This is a genomic window from Methylobacterium guangdongense (genome assembly GCF_038442355.1).
Taxonomy (GTDB): Bacteria; Pseudomonadota; Alphaproteobacteria; order Rhizobiales; family Beijerinckiaceae; genus Methylobacterium; species Methylobacterium guangdongense.
Window position 1 is genome coordinate 84,786 of record NZ_JBBXMX010000010.1, and the last position, 18,921, is coordinate 103,706.

Consider the following 18,921-nt stretch of genomic DNA (forward strand, 5'->3'; position numbering starts at 1 on the left):
CCGAAGCGTTTCCGGATACGGTCGTTCCCGCCGTGTCGGACGGAAATGCCCCTGCCAGGAGGTAGAGTACGGTTCATGATCAGGTGATCGTTGAGCAGACTCTAGTTATTGTGACGCGATGAAAGCCCAGATGAATGGCCAGGCGAAGGCCCCGGCCCCGCACCTGAACGGTGCCGGCCCCCGTCATTTCCTCGATCTGAAGGATTTCTCCGGGGCGGAGCTGCGCCGGGTCCTCGATGCCAGCGCCGCCATCAAGGCGGTGCGGCGCAAGGGCGAGCGGGCCGCCGACCGGCCGCTGACGGGCAAGACCCTGGCGATGGTGTTCGACCGGCCCTCGACCCGCACCCGCGTCTCCTTCGACGTGGCGATGCGCGAGCTCGGCGGCGAGACGCTGATGCTCACCGGCTCCGAGATGCAGCTCGGCCGCGGCGAGACGATCGGCGACACCGCGCAGGTCCTGTCCCGCTTCGTCGATGCGATCATGATCCGCATCCTCGATCACGGGCAGATGCTGGAACTCGCCGAGTACGCCACCGTGCCGGTGATCAATGCGCTGACCAAGGTCTCGCACCCCTGCCAGATCATGGCGGACGTGCTGACCTTCGAGGAGCATCGCGGCCCGATCCAGGGCCGGACCGTGGCGTGGTCGGGCGATTCCAACAACGTGCTGGCGAGCTGGGTCCACGCCGCGGCAAAGTTCGACTTCACCCTCAACGTCGCGAGCCCGCCGGAACTGGCGCCGCCGCCCGCGCTGATCGCCTGGGCCAAGCAGGAGGGCGCCAAGCTCAACGTCACCACGGATGCCTTCGCCGCCGTCGACCGTGCGGATGCGGTGGTGACGGATTGCTGGGTCTCGATGGGCGACGACGACGACGCCCACCGGCACAACCTGCTGAGCCCGTATCAGGTCAACGCCAAGCTGATGGCGGCGGCCAACCCGGACGCGATCTTCATGCACTGCCTGCCCGCCCACCGCGGCGAGGAGGTGACCGCCGAGGTGATGGACGGCCCGCGCTCGGTGGTGTTCGACGAGGCCGAGAACCGCCTGCACGCGCAGAAGGGCATCCTGGCTTGGTGCCTGCGCGCGGCCGGGCTCTGAGTCCGGGCTCGCGCCCGCGGCTTCGGCACACCATATAGGGTGACGCGGGCGGCACGCGCGGCCCGTATCCCCATCACGGCTGCCGATAGGCGGCATCCCGGCGACGGATGTGGCGCGGCGCGCCCGTCCTCCCACGGGGCGCGGACGGGGTGAGGGATCGCTCCGTTCGGACCCGCCCCTCACGCCCCTCGGCGCCCATGTCATCGCGAACTGGCGCATCGATCGGAGCGAGCATGAGTTCAGGAACCCCATCGCACTCGGATACCCCGCAGGCCGGCAACGGTCATGCGGGCGGCGACGACGCCGTGCTGCCCTTCGCCGTTGAGGCGCTGGACGTGCGCGGGCGCGTCGTCCGGCTCGGCCCCGCCGTGGACACGATCCTGCGCCGGCACGGTTATCCGGACCCGGTGGCGCGGCTCCTCGGCGAGGCGGCGGCGCTCACCGTGCTGCTCGGCTCCTCCCTGAAGTTCGAGGGCCGTTTCCAGCTCCAGACCAAGACCGACGGGCCGGTGGCCATGATCGTGGTCGATTTCGAGGCCCCCGATCGCCTGCGCGCCACCGCGCGCTTCGAGGCGGAGCGCGTCGCGGCCCTCGGCTCCGGGCCGCTCAAGGATGCCGACCTGATCGGCACTGGGCACCTCGCCATGACCATCGACCAGGGCACGACGGCCAGCCGCTACCAGGGCGTTGTGGCGCTGGAAGGCCAGAGCCTGGAGCAGGCCGCCCACCAGTATTTCCGCCAGTCCGAGCAGATCCCGACGGAGGTTCGCCTCGCGGTCGCCGAGGCCGTGGAGGAGGGGGCCGGGCATTGGCGGGCCGGTGGCCTGCTGGTGCAGTTCCTGCCCCAGTCGATCGACCGCGCCCGCCTCGCCGACCTGCCGCCCGGCGACATCCCGGAGGGGCACGCGCATCTCTCGGGCGAGGCCCCCGAGGACGACGCCTGGGTCGAGGCGCGCTCGCTGGTCGCCACGATCGAGGATCACGAGTTGGTCGATCCGAACGTGTCGAGCGAGCGGCTGCTCTACCGGCTGTTCCACGAGCGCGGGGTGCGCGTCTTCGACCGCCAGCCCGTGCAGGAGACCTGCCGCTGCTCCCAGGAGCGCGTGATGGGCATGATCCGCTCCTTCAGCCCACAGGAGCGGCGCGACATGGTCGCGGATGACGGGCGCATCGTGATCACCTGCGAGTTCTGCTCGCGGCGCTATGACCTCGACCCCCAGCTTGTCGAGGCCGAGATCGCGGATCAGCCGAAGCAGTAGAGTCCGGCCCCGCGGTCGCCGGCCCAGGCTTTCGGCGGCGACTTACAGCCAAGCTTTACTCGCGAAACGCACAAATATCGGTATTCGTTGCGTGACTTTTTGAGGAGCCCGGCCAGAACCCTTTTCGGACCTTCGACGTTGCGTGGCAGATTCAACATTGGAGAAACGCCATGCGGAGATTGTCGATCGGTTTGGCCGCGCTGCTGATGAGCACCTCGGTCTACGCGCAGCAAGGCGCCGAGCGCGGGGCCGGGATGGCCGGCCGCGCGGGGCAGGGGGGATCCGAGGCCGGCATGAAGTCCGGCGCCGAAGGCAGTCGGACGGGCGGCGAGCGTGGTGATCGCGGCGCCATGCAGGGCGGCCAGCAGGGCAACCAAGCGGCCGCAGAGCGCAAGGCCGGCCCGGGTCAGGCCGAGCAGGGCCGCGGCGGCGAGAACCGGATGGCGCAGGATCGCGACTCGGGCAACCGGGCCGGCGCCGCGCGCGGCGACCGCAACGACGCCCGCACCGCCGACCGGACGACCCGCGGTGATCGCGACGGCGACCGCGTCGACGTCCGCGGCCGCACCGATGTCAGCAGCCGGACCGACGTGCGGACCGATCGGGTCGAGGGCGGCTTCCGCCGCGAGGGCCGGTTCGTGTTCATCGGCGGGCGCCGGGTCGTGTACGGCTCGCCGGAGTACCGCCGCCTGATCGTCGAGCACCGCGGCCCGCGCGAGCGCTACGTGGTGATCCGCGGCCAGCGCGTCCTCTACGGCTCGCCGGAGTATCGCCGTCTGGTCAGCGTCCGCGCGACCGGCCCGCGGGAGCGCTACGTCGTCATCCGCGGCCAGCGCGTCCTGTACGGCTCGCCCGAGTACCGCCGCCTCGTGTCGGTGCAGGAGGATCGCTTCGTGACGATCCGCGGCCAGCGCGTCCGTTACGGCTCCGCGGAGTACCGTCGTCTCAGCGGCGGCGCTGCCGTCAGCGCGAGCTTCCGCTCCGAGCAGCGCGCCGGCGCCCGGTTCGACCGGAACGGCGAGCGGGACCGGGATGGGATCCGCAATGCGTCGCGCACCGAGGGCCGCGATACCGACCGCGACAACGGCCGCAAGGCCGGCAAGATGGAACGCGGGACCGATCGCGGCATGGAGCGCAACGCCGAGCGCAACGCCGAGCGCAACGGGCGTAACGACGGCATGCGCAACAGCGACATGCGCGGCAACCAGCAGGACGGCATCCGCAACGCGTCCGAGCGCAGCAACCAGCAGGGCGGCATGAAGCCCGGCGCCGAAGGCGGCCGGACGGGCGGCGGCGAGCGCGGCGGCCTGCAGGGCAACGCCAATGGCGGCGGCGGCATGGGCGGCGCCCAGGGCGGCCGGACCGGCGGCGGCCAGCCGGGTGCCGGGCGCAACTGATCGGGTCCGATCGTTCGGGGGGAGGGGCTTTCGGGCCCCTCCCTCAGACTTTCAAAACGGGCTCGGCGATGTCGCCGCCACCGCGGGCCCTGAGATAATCCGGCTGGAACAGGCACATGCGCACGGCATCGCGGTAGCGCCCGTTCACGAAGAACTCGTCCTTCAGCACACCCTCCGGACGGAAGCCGCAGCGCTCGTAGATGCGCACGGCCCGGGCGTTGTCCCGGTCGACGTGCAGGTAGAGCTTGTGGATGTTGAGCACGCTGAACGCGTAATCCATGGCGATCCGGGTCGCCTGCCACGCATAGCCCCGGCCCTGGAAGCCCGGGTGGATCGCGATCTGGAATTCGCAGCGCCGGTGCAGGTGGTTGATCTCGACCAGCTCGATCAGCCCGGCCGGCTCGCCGCTCGGATCGGCCACGATGAAGCGGCGTTCGCCTTGGTTGTGGATGTTGCGCTCGTAGAGCTGCTGCAGTTCGGCGAAGGACTCATAGGCCTCCTCGAACCAGTAGCGCATGATGCTGTCGTTGTTGTTGAGCTGGTGGACGAAGCGCAGGTCCTCCCGCTCCAACGGCCGCAGCTTGATGGTGACGTCGGTCAGCGGTCTCATGCCGCGCAAGCCTCGATCAGATCACGCAGGAATCGTTCGCCCCGGCCGAGGGCGTCCAGGGTAATGAACTCGTCGGGCTGGTGCGCCTGCGCGATATCGCCCGGCCCGCAAACCACGGTCGGCAGGCCCGCCGCCTGGAACCGGCCGGCCTCGGTGGCGTAGGGCACCGCCACGGTGCGGTTGCGGCCGGCGAGCCGCAGGCACAGGCGCTCCGCCGCCGAGCCCGGATCGGGCGCGAGGCCCGGGATATCGACCTCCTCCAGCGTCTCGATCCGCCCGAATTCGCCGTAGCGGTTGAGCCGCTCCCGGGTCACCCGCGCCACCTCCTCGGCGAACAGCCGCGGGATCTCGGCCGGATCGAGGTCCGGCAGGCCACGGTACTCCCAATGGAAGCGGCATTCCTTGGCGATGATGTTCCGGGCGGTGCCGCCCTGGATCGTCCCGACATGGACCGTGGTGGCCGCCGGGTCGAACCGGCCCGAGGCGTCGCCGCGCTCGATCATCAGATCGGCGATCCGGTTGAGGCCGGCCACCAGCTCGCAGGCGGCCGCCACGGCGTTGGCCCCGAGGGCCGGCCGGGCCGAATGGGCCTCGCGGCCATGGACGGTGGTGAGGCAGGTCACGATGCTCTTGTGCGCATCCGCCACCTCCAGGCCGGTCGGCTCGCCGACGATCACGGCTCCGGGCCGCGGCAGGTCGGTGCCGAAACGCGCGATCCCGTCCATCGAGCCGAGGCAGGTCGTCTCCTCGTCGTAGGAGAGCAGGATGTGGATCGGCCTCTGTAGGCCGGCCGCCAGCATGTCGGGCACGAGGGCAAGCGCGAGGGCATCGAAGCCCTTCATGTCGACTGCGCCCCGGCCATAGGCCCGGCCATCGGCGACGCGCAGGGTGAACGGGTCGGTACTCCAGGTCTGCCCCGTCACCGGCACCACGTCGGTATGGCCGGACAGCACGACGCCGCCCTCGACCATCGGTCCGATCGTGGCGAGCACGGCCGCCTTGTCGCCGGCCGCGTTCGGCAGGCGCCGGTACGGGACACCCCATCCGTCGAGATAGGCGCAGACCGAGTCGATCAGGGCGAGGTTGGACTTGTCGCTCTCCGTGTCGAAGGACACGAGGCGGGCCAGCATGTCGAGCGGGCTCAGCCGCTCGCCGGTCGCGGGCATGGATTCCTCCGGGACGAAGCCCCGGGTCTCCGAGGCCTCAGTGCAGGCTGCGGCGGACGTGCGGGCTGTCGAGGGAGAAGGCGGGGATCTCGGCCTCGAAGCTCTCACCGGCCACCGTCGCCATGGTGTAGCTGCCGGCCATCAGCCCGTCGGGCGTGTTGAGCGGGCAGCCGCTGGTGTAGCAGAAGGACTCGCCGGGCTCCAGCACCGGCTGCTTGCCGACCACGCCGGTGCCGCGCACCTCCTGGCAGGCCCCGTGCCCGTCGATGATGCGCCAGTGGCGCGACCGCAGCTGCACCTGCTCGCTGCCGTTGTTCACGATCTCCACCGTATAAGCGAAGAAATAGCGGCTCTCGTTCGGCGAAGATTCCTCCTCGACGAAACGAGACTGGACAGTCACACTGATTCCCCGCGTTTCAGCCTTGTACATCGCCCTATTCGGCCCTTCTTTCGGACGATACGATTCGCTGAAGCAGAACGAAACGCGCTTCCTGCGCGGTGGTAGTTGCCTATAGAATCCCCGTCAATTGCGGCGGACTACCTCGCGCGCTTCCGAGCCCGGCGCCGAGCCGATCCGGGCATCGGCCAGGGCGGGTCGCCCCGTGGCGGCTCGCCGGACGGCTTAAGGGCGCGTTAGCCAGTCCCGGAGGAAAACGGAGCCGGACGCGGACCGGCCGGCGGCGCGCGAGAGAGGTACGGGCGCGATGACAGCGGGCGCAGCCACGGGAAGCGCCGATTCGGGCGCCGGGAGCCGCAGCGGCATCCTGCCGGCCCAGGCCATCGCGGCTCTGGCACAGGCGGGCGGCCTCCGCACGGAGAGCCCGTTCGCGGCCGACCAGATCCAGCCGGCGAGCATCGACCTGCGCCTCGGCGGCACCGCCTACCGGGTGCGGACGAGCTTCCTGCCGGGGGCGGGGCGGACGGTCCAATCCTGCGTCGATCGCCTCGCGCTGCACAGGATCGACCTGCGGCCCGGGGCGGTGCTGGAGACCGGCTGCGTCTACATCGCCGAGTTGCAGGAGCGGCTGGCACTGCCCGGCGACCTCGCGGCGGCGGCCAACCCGAAGAGCTCCACCGGCCGCATCGACGTGTTCACCCGGGTGATCACCGACCGGGGCGAAGCGTTCGATCAGGTCGAGCCCGGCTATGACGGCCCGCTCTACGCCGAGATCTCGCCGCGCACCTTCCCGGTTCTGGTCCGCACCGGCTCGCGCCTGTCCCAGATCCGCTTCCGCCGCGGTGTGCCGCGGCTCAACGAGGCCGAGCTCGGCCTGCTCCACGCCCGTTCGGCCCTGGTCGATGCAGGCAATCCGTCCTTCCAGGGGGGCGTGGCGGTCTCGGTGGATCTGTCCGGCTTCGACGGGCTGATCGGCTATCGGGCGAAGCGCCATACCGGGCTCGTGGATGTGGACGCCCCCGGGCGCCACAAGGCATCCGATTTCTGGGAGCCGCTGGCGGCCGACGGATCGGGCAGCCTGATCCTCGATCCCGGCCAGTTCTACATCCTGGCCTCCAAGGAAGCCGTACAGGTCCCGCCGGACCACGCCGCCGAGATGGTGCCGTTCGATCCCCTGGTCGGCGAGTTCCGGGTCCATTACGCGGGCTTCTTCGATCCGGGCTTCGGCTATGCCGGGGCCGGGGGCGCGGGCGCCCGGGCCGTGCTGGAGGTCCGCTCCCGCGACGTGCCGTTCCTGCTGGAGGATGGCCAGATCGTGGGCCGCCTCGTCTACGAGCGCATGCTCGACGTGCCGGAGACGCTCTACGGCGCGGGGGCTGGCTCGAACTATCAGGCGCAGGGGCTCAAGCTCTCGAAGCATTTCGTGCTCTAGTGCATCGATCCAGACGGAGGCTTCAGCCGAGTCTGAAAATTGATGCTCGAACAATGAGCGAGTGCTCACTCGCATGAACGAAGTGAGTGCGTCTGAGCACGAGCGCCCGAGGGGAGCCTGGATCGCATGGACGCGGTGGACCGGAAGATCCTGGACATCCTCCAGCAGGACGCGACGCTGCCCGTGGCCGAACTCGCCGAGCGGGTCGGCGTCAGCGCGGCGCCGTGCTGGCGGCGGGTGAAGAAGCTCGAAGCCTCCGGGGTGATCCGCGGCCGGGTCGCCCTGGTCGACCGCCGCAAGGTCAACGTGCCGACGACGGTGTTCGTGGCCGTGAAGGCCCCGCGCCACGCCGCCGACTGGTCCGAGGCGTTCCGGCGGATCGTCGCCGACTTCCCCGAGATCGTCGAGGCGTGGCGTCTCACCGGCGAGATCGATTACCTGCTGCGCATCGTCGTGCCCGACATCGAGGCGTACGATGCCGTGTATCAGCGGCTCATCGCCAAGCTCGAGTTTTCAAACCTGTCCTCCTCCATCGCCATGGAGGAGATGAAATACACGACTGCCGTCCCGACCCTCTACGTGGCGTGACTGGGGAGCGGTGGCGTCAGCCGGCCGCGATTTCGTAGGTGCGGTCGATCGAGGAATTCTGCGCCCGGTGGTCGTAGCCGTAGACGTGGATCGAGATCGCCGCCTCCGGCCCGTCATTGACGATCCGGTGCAGGTTCGGGCCCGACGGCATCATGCAGGCGACGTAGCCCGGCCGGCGTACGGCATCCAGGGTCGGCACCGCGTGGGTCTCGCTGATCGGGCGATACCACGTCTCGCGCAAGGTGCCGCGCAGCAGGCCGAAACAGCACGAGCAATGGTGATCGTGCACCGGCGTCACCGCGCCGGGCGCCCACACCATGGCCCAGACGCTGATGTCCTCGGTGCCGAACAGCAGATTGCGGCTCAGGCCCTCGCCCCGGCCGACGAGGCGGGCCGGATCGAGCAGTTCCGGGTGCGCCAGCAGACGCAGCAGCGTGGTGCGCGCGGCGGCGAGATAGGCCTCCGGGGCGCGGCCGGCCGAGACTGAGAGATCCGCCATCATCGCCTCGACTTCGGCGGAGGTGCTCGCATGAACCATCGCAAATCTCCTGACGTCAGGCGCCTTGGATGACGGCGAACGTATCGCGCCCGGACCGGATCGAGGTTGCGTTGTTTCGATGGCCTCCATCGTTTCGGGGAGAATTATTGCCCGATCGGGCGAGTTGGAGAAATGTGGTTGCCGAGCGGGCCGATTGCAGCGGAATCGGTCTCCCAGGCGTTCGTCAGGCGCCGGCTGCTGTACGCGCAAACGCCCGGACCAGGATCGGGTCCAGCTTGCCCGCCATGCCGTCGAGGATGCCCAGGGCGTCGGCGGCCGGCATCGGGGCCCGGTAGGGGCGGCGCTCGATCAGGGCCGCGTAGACGTCGCAGATCGTGATCAACCGGACGATGTCGGGGATGGCCTCACCCCGGAGCCCGTCGGGATAGCCCGAGCCGTCGAGCATCTCATGGTGGTGGCGGACCACGGTGAGCACGGTCTCGTCGAAGCCGCCGGCCTGAAGGAGGATCGCGTGGCCGACGGCCGAGTGCTCCCGCATCACGGCCCGTTCGCGCGCATCGAGCGGACTCGGCTTGTTCAGGATCGCCAGGGGGATGCGGGCCTTGCCGACATCGTGGACGAGGGCGGCGCGCACGAGTTGCTGACGGTCGGCGGACGAGAAGCCGAGATCGATCGCGAAGGCGGCGCTGAGGCCCGCCACCAGCAGGCAGTGCTGGTACGTGGCGTCGTCGTAGGCCCGCACGGTCGCCAGCCAGGATGCGAGGCCGCCGGCACCGACCGCCCCGAGCACCGGTTCCAGGCCCTCCTCGATCCGCGCGGGGTCAATGCCCCCCGATCCGCGCGCGGCATCGAGCAGGTCGGCGATCACGCCGCCCGCCGCGTCGGCGGCGCGGGCAACCCGGGACGGACCGGCTGCCGGCCGCTCGATCGCGGCCTTCGGGATCCCGATCTGGGTCCGCAGGGCGTCCACGACGGTCTCGATCGGCGTGCCGGCGGGCAGACAGATGCGGCCGCCCAGCCCCCGCGCCGCCGCCAGGCTGCGCTGACCCATGCTGCGCATCAGGAAGATGCGGGGCAGATCGGGCGTATTCGCGATCAGGGCCCGCAGGCCGATGAGCGGGGAGGGCTGCAACAGGTCGAGATCGACCACGAGGGCGAGATGCGGGCCGGGCGGCGGCATCTCGGCGGCACGCAGCACCGTGCAGCGGGCGATGCACCGGAGCGCGGGCAGGAGGTCGGAGTGGTCCGGCTGCTGGTCCGTATAGAGGACGAGGGTGCCCGCGTGCATCTCACCCGTCTTTGCAACGGCCGGCGTCATTCCACGATCGGCGCAACGCCCCGGATCGGAACAGCGTAACGCCGCGGCCTTGCCAGACCGTAACGCCCGACATCAGCCCGCAGCCACCGCATCCAGCAGCCACGCGACCGCACCCGCGCTGGCGACGCGGCCCGCCGGCAGATCCTCGCCGGCGGCGAGGCGGGCCAGCGGCGCGCGCTTCCCCGCACCGGTCACGAGGAACAGCACATGCCGGGAGGAGGCCAGCGCCGGAAACGTCAGCGTGATCCGCGGCACGAACGGCGCGAGCCCCGCCTCGGGCACCGGCGCGACGAGCCGTTCCGTCTCCTCCACCGCCGGTTTACCGGGGAAGAGCGAGGCGGTGTGCCCGTCCTCGCCGAGGCCGAGCAGCACGAGGTCGAACAGCGGCCGGTCGGGATCGAGCCTGTCGGCTCCGTAGAAGTCGAGAAGCGTGCGCTCGTAGGCGCGGGCGCCGGCCTCCGCGCCCAAGTCGGAGGGGATGAAATGCAGGTGCGTCGGCGGGATCGGCGCGCCGTGGCCGAAGGCCTCCCGGACCATGCGGACGTTGCTGCGTTCGTCGTCCCAGGGGACCACCCGGTCGTCGCCGAAGAACCAGTGGACCCGCTCCCACGGCACCCGGGTCGCGTAGTCCGGGCTGGCGAGGAGGCCGTACAGCACCTTCGGGGTCGAGCCGCCGGACAGGCCAATCGCGATCCGCTCGGAATGATTCTCGCCGCAGGCCACGATCAGCCGCTCGGCCGCCTCGCGGGCGACGGCCTGCGGATCCTGCAGAACATGGGTGCCGGCGGGCAGGCTCATGACGCGCCCCTACTTCTTCGGCTCCTGATGGCCGCCGAACCCCTTGCGCATCGCCGAGAGCAGCTTGTCGGCGTAGCTCTCGTGCTCGCGGGAGCGGAACCGGCGGTAGAGGGCGGCCGACAGCACGGTCGCCGGCACGCCCTCCTCGATGGCGGCGTTGATGGTCCAGCGGCCCTCGCCGGAATCATCGACATGGCCGGAGAATTCGGAGAGCTGCTCGTCGCCGGCGAGCGCCTGAGCGGTCAGGTCGAGGAGCCAGGACGAGACGACGCTGCCGCGCCGCCAGACCTCGGCGATGTCACCCAGGTCGAGGTCGAAACGGCGCTCCTCCGGCAGACCCTCGGAATTGGCATGGCGGAGGATGTCGAACCCCTCCGCGTAGGCCTGCATCAGCCCGTACTCGATGCCGTTGTGGACCATCTTGACGAAGTGGCCGGCGCCCGTCGGCCCGGCATGGATGTAGCCCAGCTCGGCGCGGGGATCGCGCTCCTCGCGGTTCGGAGTCTTCGGGATGTCGCCGATGCCGGGGGCGAGCGCCTTAAAGATCGGGTCGAGCCGGTCGACGGTCTCGGTGTCGCCGCCGATCATCATGCAGTAGCCGCGCTCCAAGCCCCAGACGCCCCCCGAGGTGCCGACATCGACGTAATGCAGGCCCTTCTCCTTCAAAGCGAGGCCGCGGCGGACATCGTCGCCGTAGAAGGAGTTGCCGCCGTCGATGATGCAGTCGCCGGATTGCATCAGCCCCGCGAGGGTCTGGACGGCCTGCTCGGTGATCGGCCCCGCCGGCAGCATCACCCAGGCCGCGCGCGGCTTTTCGAGCTTGGCGACCAGATCCTCCAGGCTCGACGCGCCGGTGGCGCCAGCCTCGACCAGGGCCGCCACGGCCTCCGGGTTCTGGTCGAACACCACGGCTGTGTGCCCATCGCGCAAGAGGCGCCGGACGATGTTGCCGCCCATCCGGCCGAGGCCGATCATGCCGAGTTGCATCGCTGCTCTTCCTTCGATCGACCCCACCAGGTGAGGTTCAGAGGCTTACGGCGTCACTGACGTTCCCGGTCCATCGCGACCTTTTCCCGGACACCTGGAACGCGAGTGGAAGGTGATCCGGGACCCAGGAGAAGACGTGCCGCGAAGCGGCTCAAAAGCGGAGACGCATTCCGATACGGACGCTGCGCGTCTCCTTGTGCTGGATCCCGGGTCGCATTCCGCTAGCGCTCCATGCGCCCGGGAAAAGGGTGGTGATCCTCGATCGCCGGCCCCGCATCGTGTCACGCCACCGCGGCCTTGAGCGCCGCCGCGATCCGCTTCAGCCCGGCCTCGAGATCCCCCTTGATGTGGACCCGCAGCGCCCGCCGCCCGCGCTCGGCCAAGACCGCAAAATCGCCCCGGGCCTGCGCGGCCACCACGGTGCTGAAACCGAGCTTCCGGCCGGGGATCGGCAGGTCCTCCGACGGATCCGCGGTGATCTGCAGGAACACGCCGGTATCCGGCCCGCCCTTGTAGGCCTGGCCGGTGGAGTGCAGGAACCGCGGCCCGAATTCCAGGCAGGTCGCCACCTTGCGGGCGTCCCGAACCGCGAGCCGGGGCTCCTGCAGGAGGCCGGCCGTCTGCTCGTTGCGCGGCACGTAGGCGAGGAGGGCGAGGTAATCCCCGTCCTTCAACCGGGCGACCTGCGCCTTCAGCGCCGCGTCCAGCCCCTCCGAGGCCTGCTTCAGCCCCTCGGCGTTCTTTGGATCGGCGTAGAGGGCGATGGTGTCGTCCGCGAAGAGCGGCGTCTCGGAGGGCAGGGCGCCGCTGGCCTCGGCCTCCGCGAACAGCTTCTTGGTCTCGACCTTGCTGGCCTCGACGTCGGGCTGGTCGAACGGGTTGATGCCGATCACCGCGCCGGCCACCGCCGTCGCCATCTCCAGGCGGTAGAATTCCTGCGGCAGCTGCTCGACGGAATCGAGGGTGATCCGGGCGATCGGGTGCCCGTCGCGCTCCAGGGCGCGGAGGGCCTCGTCCTGCTCGATGGCGGCGCCGCCGTCGAGGCGCAGGTAGAGGAAGAACCGGTCGTGGCCGTAGACCGCCGGGACCCCGACGGGCTCCCCGTCCACCGGCACCAAGCCCTTGCCCTGCTTGCCGGTCGATTCCGCGATGAGCTGCTCGGCCCAGGCGCCGAAGCTCTCGATCGCGGGCGAGGCGATGACCGTCACCTTGTCGCGGCCGGCGAGCGCCGCCGCACCCATGGCGGTCCCGAGCAGCACCCCGGGGTTGACGGCCGGCGGCACGACCGGACCGCAGGAGCGGACCATGATGCGTGCCCGCTCCAACAGATCCTTGACGTCGAGGCCCATGGCGGCGGCCGGCACCAGCCCGAAGGCCGACAGCACCGAGTAGCGCCCGCCGATCTGCTTCACCCCGTAGAAGATTGTTTTGAAGTTATCGGCCTTGGCGGCGCGCTCCATGTCGGAGCCGGGATCGGTGACCGCCACGAAGTGTTCGCCGGCCTTCTCGCCGAGCACGTCCTTGGCGCGGCCCAGGAAATAGTCGCGGAAGACGTTGGGCTCCAGGGTCGAGCCGGACTTGGACGCGACGATGAACAGCGTCCTCGCCAGATCGATGCTCGCCTCCAGGGCGCGCACCTGATCGGGGTGGGTCGAATCGAGGATCTGTAGCTTCGGGAAACCGTCGCGCTGGCCGTAGGTCAGGCTCAGCACCTCCGGGCCGAGGCTCGACCCGCCCATGCCCAGCACCACCGCGTCGGTGAAGCCCTGGCTCCTCACCCAATCGGAGAAGGCGGCATAGTCGGCGACCTTTTCGAGCTCCTCCTCGACGATGTGCAGCCAGCCGAGCCAGTTCGCCTCGTCCTGGCCGGACCAGACCGTAGCGTCGCCCGCCCAGAGCCGGCGGATCGCGCCGCTCGCGCGCCAGGTCTCGACGGTCTTCTTCGCGGCGTTCGCCAGGGTCTCGTCGAGCGCGAGGCTCTGGCCGTCGAGGCGATGACCGAGCAGCGCCGCGCGCTTGCCCGCCACTGCGCCGAGCAGGTTGTCGGCCGCGTCGATGAACAGCTGGACGCCCTCGCGCACCAGCTGCTCGGCGATCCGTTCGATGTCGATGCCGGACCGGGCGAGGCGGGCCATCACGGCCTCGGCGCCCGGCACGTCCTCCTCGATGGTCGCCCGCACCACGCCGTGGTCGCGGAACGCATCCATAGTGGCGGGCGGCATGGTGTTGACGGTGTTGGGGCCGATCAGCTCCTCGACGTAGAGCACGTCGGAATAGGCCTTGTTCTTCACGCCCGTGGAGGCCCAGAGCAGGCGCTGCGCCTTGGCGCCCTTCTCGGCCAGAGCCGTCCACTTGGACTCGGCGAAGATGCGCTTGTAGCGCTGGTAGGCAAGCTTCGCGTTGGCGATCGCCACCTTCCCCTTGAGCTGCTCCAGGGCGATCTTCTCGTCGGGGTCGTTGGCCTGCGCGATCTTCTCGTCGAGGAGCTTGTCGACCAGAACGTCGATCCGGCTGATGAAGAAGCTCGCGACGCTCGCGATCCGCGAGACGTCGTGACCGGCCTTGGCGCGCGCGTCGAGCCCGTCGATGAAGGCGCGGGCCACCGCCTCGTAGGCCTCCTGCGAGAACAGCAGGGTGACGTTGATCGAGATACCCTCAGCGGTGAGCTGGCGGATCGCCGGGATGCCCTGAGGCGTCGCCGGCACCTTCACCATCAGGTTGTCGCGGGCGACCGCCTTGTGCAGGCGCCGGGCCTCGGACAACGTCTCCTCGGTGTCGAGGGCGAGGTAGGGCGAGACCTCCAGGCTGACGTAGCCGTCGGCCCCGTCGCTCGCCTCGTAGACCGGGCGGAGCACGTCGGCCGCCGCCTGGATGTCGGCGATGGCCAGGCCCTCGTAGAGGTCGATGACCCGGCTGTCGCCGGTCTCCTGCACGGCCTTGATGCTGGCGTCGTACTCGTCCGAGTGGCCGATCGCCTTCTCGAAGATCGAGGGGTTGGAGGTGACGCCGCGCAGGCCGTCCCGCTCCACGAGCTGCTTCAGCTCGCCCTTCTGGATGAAGCCCCGGGCCACGAAGTCGAGCCAGACCGCTTGATCCTGTTCGTCGTGCAGGGCCTTGAGCGCGTTCATGTCGATTCCTCGTCTCGCGTGCCGCGTTCCGCCCGCGGAACGCACTCTCCTCCCCCCTTGTGGGGAGGAGTTGGAGGTTAGGGTGGCGCAGGAGGCACCTCGACGCTCGATCCTGCATCACCCCCACCCCTGACCCCTCCCCGCAAGGGGGAGGGGAGAAGCCGTCGGGCTACCGCTTGTGCTTGGCCATCTGGGCCTTCGCGGCCTCCAGTACCTTCTCGGGGGTAAAGCCGAACTTGGTCTGGAGATCCTTGATCGGCGCCGAAGCCCCGAACGTGTGCATGCCGATGATCGCACCCTCGGAGCCGGCGTAGCGGTCCCAGCCGATCACGCTGCCCTGCTCGACCGCCACCCGCGCCTTCACGGCGGGCGGCAGCACCGAGTCGCGGTAGGCCTGATCCTGGCGCTCGAACAGGTCCCAGGACGGCATCGAGACCACCCGGGCCTTCACGCCCTCCGCCGTCAGCGCCTCGTAGGCGCCGATGCAGAGCTGTACCTCGGAGCCGGCGCCGAGCAGGATCACCTCCGGCGTGCCCTCGCAATCAGCAAGCACATAGGCGCCCTTGGCGGTTCCCGACGCCGCGCCGAACTTGGTGCGGTCGAGCGTCGGCAGCGGCTGCCGCGAGAGGGCCAGCACCGCCGGCTGGTTCTTCGACGAGAAGATCACCCGGTAGGCCTCGGCGACCTCGTTGGCGTCGGCCGGGCGGAGGGTGACGAGGCCGGGAATGCAGCGCAGTGACAGGAGCTGCTCCACCGGCTGGTGGGTCGGTCCGTCCTCGCCCACGCCGATCGAATCGTGCGTGAAGATGTGGAAGACCGGCAGCTCCATCAGCGCAGCCAGCCGGATCGGCGGCCGCATGTAGTCGGCGAAGACCAGGAAGGTCGCGCCGTAGGCCCGCAGCCCCGAGAGGCCTAAGCCGTTCACGATCGAGCCCATGGCGTGCTCGCGGACGCCGAAATGCAGGTTGCGGCCGCCCGGCGAGAACGGGCCGAAGGAGCCCGCGCCCTCGAAGGTCAGGTTCGACTTGTTGGACGGCGCCAGATCCGCCGAGCCGCCGAGCAGGAACGGCACGTGCTGCGCGATGGCGTTCAGCACCTTGCCGGAGGATTCGCGCGTCGCGAGACCCTTGGCATCCGGCTCGAAGACCGGGATGTCCTTGTCCCAGCCCTCCGGCAGGCGGCCTTCCAGGAAGGCGTTCAGATCCTCGGCGTGATCGGCATCCGCCTCCTTGGCCTTGGCGAGCAGGCCCTGCCAGGAATCGTAGAGAGCGGCGCCGCGCTTGCCGATGCCATCGCGAAAATTCTCCTGGACGCCGTCGGGCACGAGGAACTGTGCGTCCTCCGGCCAGCCATAGGCGCGCTTAGCACCCTTGACCTCGTCCGGGCCCAGCGCGTCCGAATGGGCTTTGGCGGTGCCCTGCTTGTTCGGCGCGCCGTAGCCGATCACCGACTTGACGATGATCAGCGTGGGCCGGTCGTTCGTGGCGAGGAACGTCTCGATCGAGCCGGCCAGCGCGTGCACGTCGTTGGCGTCGGCCACCCGCACCACCTGCCAGCCATAGGCCAGGAACCGGGTCGCCACCTCCTCGCCGAAGGCGAGTTCCGTGTGGCCCTCGATCGTGATGGTGTTGTCGTCGTAGATCCAGCAAAGGTTGCCGAGCCGCAGATGGCCGGCGAGCGACGCCGCCTCCGAGGCCACGCCCTCCATCAGGTCGCCGTCCGAGCAGATTGCGTAGACGTTGTAGTCGAACAGCGGCAGGTTCGGCCGGTTCAGGTGCTGGCCGAGGTAGCGGCTGCCCATCGCCATGCCGACCGAGTTGGCGACACCCTGGCCGAGGGGGCCGGTGGTGGTCTCGACGCCGGTGGTGAAGTGGTATTCCGGGTGACCGGGGGTGCGGCTGTCGAGCTGGCGGAACTTCTTGATGTCCTCCAGCGACACCGCCGGGGCATTGCCGCCGTCGCTCTCGGCGACGCCGGCCAGATGCAGCAGCCCGTAGAGCAGCATCGAGGCATGGCCGCAGGACAGGACGAACCGGTCGCGGTTCGGCCAATGCGGATGCGCCGGGTCGTAGCGCAGGTAGCGGTTCCACAGGGTGTAGGCCACGGGCGCGAGGCCCATCGGCGCGCCGGCATGGCCGGAATTGGCCTTCTGCACCGCGTCGATCGCGAGCGTGCGGATCGTATTGATGCTGAGGGTGTCGATCTCAGCGAGGGCCGCCTTGGCGGGAGTGTCAGCACCGCTCATGATTGTACGTCTTCCAGTTCGCCTTGCGCGTGCCGCTTGTCGGCCTCGCGCTGCCGCAGGACGGCGGGGGGAGCTCCGTTGCCCTTACCACCCTGCCGATCCGCCGGCCCTTCGCCGCGCGTATAGCTGAGGAGCGTGTTGACGAGCGCCACGTGGGTGAAGGCCTGCGGGAAGTTACCCACAAGGCGCTTGGCTTGCACGTCGTATTCCTCGCTCACGAGGCCGAGATCGGTGCAGATGCCGATCAGGCGCTCGATGATCGCCCGGGCCTCGTCACGCCGGCCGAGGCCGATCAGGTTGTCGGCGTACCAGAACGTGCAGGGCAGGAAAGCCCCCTCGTTGCCCTTCAGACCGTCGGTGGTCTGCCCCTCGGTCTCGTAGCGGAGGACGAAGCCGTCGCGCATCAGGTTCTTGCCGATCGCCGCGACGGTGCCGACGACGCGCGGATCGTCCTGCGGCAGGAAGCCGGTATGGGCGATGAGCAGCAGGCTCGCGTCCAGCGCCTTCGAGCCGTAGGACTGGACGAAGCTGTTGAGTTCGGGGTCGAACCCCTTCTCGCAGACTTCGGCGTGGATCCGGTCGCGGGCCGCCCGCCAGCGCCGGGCGTGTTCCTCGGTGGCGCCGGACTCGTGCATCTCGTGCATGCGCAGCGCCCGGTCGAACGCCACCCAGGCCATCACCTTCGAGTGGGTGAAATGGCGCGGTCCGCCGCGGACCTCCCAGATCCCCTCGTCGGGCTGGTGCCACGCCGTCTCCAGGTGGCCGAGGATCGCGAGGCCGACGCGCAGGCCGTCCTCGCTGACCGGCAGGCCGCGGGCATGGGCCTGATAGAGCGCGTCGAACAACTCGCCATAGACGTCGATCTGGAACTGGTTCGCCGCTGCGTTGCCGATCCGCACGGGCTTCGAGTTCTCGTAGCCGGGCAGCCAGTCGAGCTCGATTTCCGGCAGCAGCCGCTCGCCGCCGATCCCGTAGAGGATGTGCGCCTGCTCGGGGTTGCCCGCCACCGCGCGCAGCAGCCAGCCGAGCCAGTTGCGCGCCTCGTCGATATAGCCCGCATCCATCAGGGCGATGAGCGTCAGGGTCGAGTCGCGCAGCCAGCAGAAGCGGTAATCCCAATTGCGCTCGCCGCCGAGCCCCTCCGGCAGGGAGGCGGTGGGCGCCGCCACGATGCCGCCGGTCGGCTCGTAGATCAGCGCCTTCAGGGTCAGCAGGGAGCGCTGGAGCATCCGGTCCCAGGCCGTGCCGCCGGCGCAGCGGCTCGACCAGTCGCGCCAGCCCTGATCGGCGATCGCGAGGGCCTTGCGCGGCTCGATCGCGACCGGATCGTCCTCGTGGGAGGGACCGTAGCTCAGCACGAACCGGTGCTTGTCCCCGGCCTGGACGGTGAATTCGGCGACCGTCGTCTGCGTGTCGGATCCCTTGAGGTGCACGTCCGAGCGCAGCACCACCTTGTGGGGGCCCGCGACGGCGCGCAGGTCGCCGAGTTCCGAGCGCGAGACCCAGGGCACCGCCGAGCCGTAATCGAACCGGACCGCCATCTCCATCCGCATGGCGACGCGGCCATGGACGCCGTCGACGAGCCGCACGAGGTGCGAGCCGTCGCCGACCGGCATGAAATCGGTGACCAGAACCTCGCCCTGCCGGGTGATGTGCCGCGTCTCCAGCACGAGGCTGCCCGGCCGGTAGGACCAGCGCGTCTCGACATGCTCGGCCTCCGGAAAGATCTTCCAGAAGCCGTGCGCCTCAGTCCCGAGCAGGCTGGTGAACAGGGCGGCGGCGTCGAAGCGCGGCCAGCACAGCCAGTCGACGCTGCCCTGCCGGCTGATCAGCGCGGCGCTGCGGCAATCGCCGATCAGCGCGTAATCCTCGATGCGTTCAGCCATCCGGCCCCGGCTCCGGTCAGCGGCCGGAAGCCTCGACCGTCCGCTGCGACGCACCTAGGACGGGCGACGGGCAGGTCCAGAGGTACGGTCCGCTATGGAGGCGCCGACCGCG

Annotated in this window: 15 protein-coding genes; 5 read left to right on the forward strand and 10 right to left on the reverse strand. The window is 69.8% G+C overall.

What is annotated here, in order from left to right; all coding sequences use genetic code 11:
* Positions 1-118: 118 nt before the first annotated feature.
* The 3 genes from argF to AAHG09_RS19135 all read left to right on the forward strand — a co-directional run bounded on the left by argF (position 119) and on the right by AAHG09_RS19135 (position 3,755).
* Complete coding sequence (gene argF, locus AAHG09_RS19125; protein WP_342109030.1) at positions 119-1,099, forward strand: ornithine carbamoyltransferase; 981 nt, start codon at positions 119-121, stop codon at positions 1,097-1,099.
* Positions 1,100-1,332: 233 nt separating this feature from the next.
* On the forward strand, positions 1,333-2,358 hold the full coding sequence (locus AAHG09_RS19130) for an Hsp33 family molecular chaperone (RefSeq protein WP_342109031.1): 1,026 nt from the start codon (positions 1,333-1,335) through the stop codon (positions 2,356-2,358).
* Positions 2,359-2,528: 170 nt separating this feature from the next.
* A complete protein-coding gene (locus AAHG09_RS19135) occupies positions 2,529-3,755 on the forward strand; it encodes a hypothetical protein (RefSeq protein ID WP_342109032.1) in 1,227 nt (408 codons plus the stop codon).
* A 43-nt stretch (positions 3,756-3,798) separates the two neighbouring features.
* Here the strand turns inward: AAHG09_RS19135 and speG are convergent, their stop codons facing one another.
* The 3 genes from speG to apaG are packed head-to-tail and all read right to left on the reverse strand — an operon-like array spanning position 3,799 to position 5,961.
* Positions 3,799-4,365, reverse strand: a complete 567-nt coding sequence (gene speG, locus AAHG09_RS19140; protein ID WP_342109033.1) for a spermidine N1-acetyltransferase — start codon at positions 4,363-4,365, stop codon at positions 3,799-3,801.
* The gene (gene argE / locus AAHG09_RS19145) at positions 4,362-5,531 is read right to left on the reverse strand and encodes an acetylornithine deacetylase (protein ID WP_342109034.1); all 1,170 of its coding nucleotides are present in this window, start codon (positions 5,529-5,531) and stop codon (positions 4,362-4,364) included. The genes speG and argE overlap by 4 nt, the downstream gene beginning before the upstream one ends.
* Before the next feature lie 37 nt (positions 5,532-5,568).
* Entirely contained in the window at positions 5,569-5,961 is a 393-nt protein-coding gene (gene apaG, locus AAHG09_RS19150; RefSeq protein ID WP_043355208.1) for a Co2+/Mg2+ efflux protein ApaG, read from the reverse strand.
* Between the two features lie 274 nt (positions 5,962-6,235).
* On the opposite strand from apaG, the gene AAHG09_RS19155 reads away from it, so the two are divergent.
* Both AAHG09_RS19155 and AAHG09_RS19160 read left to right on the forward strand, forming a co-directional pair.
* Positions 6,236-7,360: a 2'-deoxycytidine 5'-triphosphate deaminase gene (locus AAHG09_RS19155; protein ID WP_342109035.1), complete on the forward strand. Its 1,125-nt coding sequence runs from the start codon at positions 6,236-6,238 to the stop codon at positions 7,358-7,360.
* Between the two features lie 126 nt (positions 7,361-7,486).
* Complete coding sequence (locus tag AAHG09_RS19160; RefSeq protein WP_091719498.1) at positions 7,487-7,948, forward strand: Lrp/AsnC family transcriptional regulator; 462 nt, start codon at positions 7,487-7,489, stop codon at positions 7,946-7,948.
* A 16-nt stretch (positions 7,949-7,964) separates the two neighbouring features.
* Here the strand turns inward: AAHG09_RS19160 and AAHG09_RS19165 are convergent, their stop codons facing one another.
* From AAHG09_RS19165 to AAHG09_RS19195, 7 genes are all read right to left on the reverse strand, one after another.
* On the reverse strand, positions 7,965-8,486 hold the full coding sequence (locus tag AAHG09_RS19165; protein ID WP_342109036.1) for a cysteine dioxygenase family protein: 522 nt from the start codon (positions 8,484-8,486) through the stop codon (positions 7,965-7,967).
* A gap of 184 nt (positions 8,487-8,670) precedes the next feature.
* On the reverse strand, positions 8,671-9,735 hold the full coding sequence (locus tag AAHG09_RS19170) for an HD-GYP domain-containing protein (RefSeq protein WP_342109037.1): 1,065 nt from the start codon (positions 9,733-9,735) through the stop codon (positions 8,671-8,673).
* Positions 9,736-9,837: 102 nt separating this feature from the next.
* The gene (pgl, locus tag AAHG09_RS19175) at positions 9,838-10,563 is read right to left on the reverse strand and encodes a 6-phosphogluconolactonase (protein WP_342109038.1); all 726 of its coding nucleotides are present in this window, start codon (positions 10,561-10,563) and stop codon (positions 9,838-9,840) included.
* 9 nt (positions 10,564-10,572) lie between these two features.
* Positions 10,573-11,550 (reverse strand): phosphogluconate dehydrogenase (NAD(+)-dependent, decarboxylating), encoded by a 978-nt coding sequence (gene gnd / locus AAHG09_RS19180; RefSeq protein ID WP_342109039.1) that lies wholly within the window; start codon positions 11,548-11,550, stop codon positions 10,573-10,575.
* Between the two features lie 281 nt (positions 11,551-11,831).
* Positions 11,832-14,678 carry a bifunctional transaldolase/phosoglucose isomerase gene (locus AAHG09_RS19185; RefSeq protein ID WP_342109040.1) on the reverse strand — a complete coding sequence of 949 codons (2,847 nt, stop codon included), beginning with the start codon at positions 14,676-14,678 and terminating at the stop codon, positions 11,832-11,834.
* A gap of 169 nt (positions 14,679-14,847) precedes the next feature.
* A complete protein-coding gene (gene tkt, locus AAHG09_RS19190) occupies positions 14,848-16,923 on the reverse strand; it encodes a transketolase (protein ID WP_342109041.1) in 2,076 nt (691 codons plus the stop codon).
* Complete coding sequence (locus tag AAHG09_RS19195; protein ID WP_342109042.1) at positions 16,920-18,809, reverse strand: glycoside hydrolase family 15 protein; 1,890 nt, start codon at positions 18,807-18,809, stop codon at positions 16,920-16,922. Before AAHG09_RS19195 ends, tkt begins: the two co-directional genes overlap by 4 nt.
* Between the last annotated feature and the right edge of the window lie 112 nt (positions 18,810-18,921).

Excerpts from the sequence above, each read along its gene's own strand:
- argF (WP_342109030.1), top strand. The coding sequence starts at position 119 with ATGAAAGCCCAGATGAATGGCCAGGCGAAGGCCCCGGCCCCGCACCTG.
- AAHG09_RS19130 (WP_342109031.1), top strand. The coding sequence starts at position 1,333 with ATGAGTTCAGGAACCCCATCGCACTCGGATACCCCGCAGGCCGGCAAC.
- AAHG09_RS19135 (WP_342109032.1), top strand. The coding sequence starts at position 2,529 with ATGCGGAGATTGTCGATCGGTTTGGCCGCGCTGCTGATGAGCACCTCG.
- speG (WP_342109033.1), bottom strand. The coding sequence starts at position 4,365 with ATGAGACCGCTGACCGACGTCACCATCAAGCTGCGGCCGTTGGAGCGG.
- argE (WP_342109034.1), bottom strand. The coding sequence starts at position 5,531 with ATGCCCGCGACCGGCGAGCGGCTGAGCCCGCTCGACATGCTGGCCCGC.
- apaG (WP_043355208.1), bottom strand. The coding sequence starts at position 5,961 with ATGTACAAGGCTGAAACGCGGGGAATCAGTGTGACTGTCCAGTCTCGT.
- AAHG09_RS19155 (WP_342109035.1), top strand. The coding sequence starts at position 6,236 with ATGACAGCGGGCGCAGCCACGGGAAGCGCCGATTCGGGCGCCGGGAGC.
- AAHG09_RS19160 (WP_091719498.1), top strand. The coding sequence starts at position 7,487 with ATGGACGCGGTGGACCGGAAGATCCTGGACATCCTCCAGCAGGACGCG.
- AAHG09_RS19165 (WP_342109036.1), bottom strand. The coding sequence starts at position 8,486 with ATGGTTCATGCGAGCACCTCCGCCGAAGTCGAGGCGATGATGGCGGAT.
- AAHG09_RS19170 (WP_342109037.1), bottom strand. The coding sequence starts at position 9,735 with ATGCACGCGGGCACCCTCGTCCTCTATACGGACCAGCAGCCGGACCAC.
- pgl (WP_342109038.1), bottom strand. The coding sequence starts at position 10,563 with ATGAGCCTGCCCGCCGGCACCCATGTTCTGCAGGATCCGCAGGCCGTC.
- gnd (WP_342109039.1), bottom strand. The coding sequence starts at position 11,550 with ATGCAACTCGGCATGATCGGCCTCGGCCGGATGGGCGGCAACATCGTC.
- AAHG09_RS19185 (WP_342109040.1), bottom strand. The coding sequence starts at position 14,678 with ATGAACGCGCTCAAGGCCCTGCACGACGAACAGGATCAAGCGGTCTGG.
- tkt (WP_342109041.1), bottom strand. The coding sequence starts at position 16,923 with ATGAGCGGTGCTGACACTCCCGCCAAGGCGGCCCTCGCTGAGATCGAC.
- AAHG09_RS19195 (WP_342109042.1), bottom strand. The coding sequence starts at position 18,809 with ATGGCTGAACGCATCGAGGATTACGCGCTGATCGGCGATTGCCGCAGC.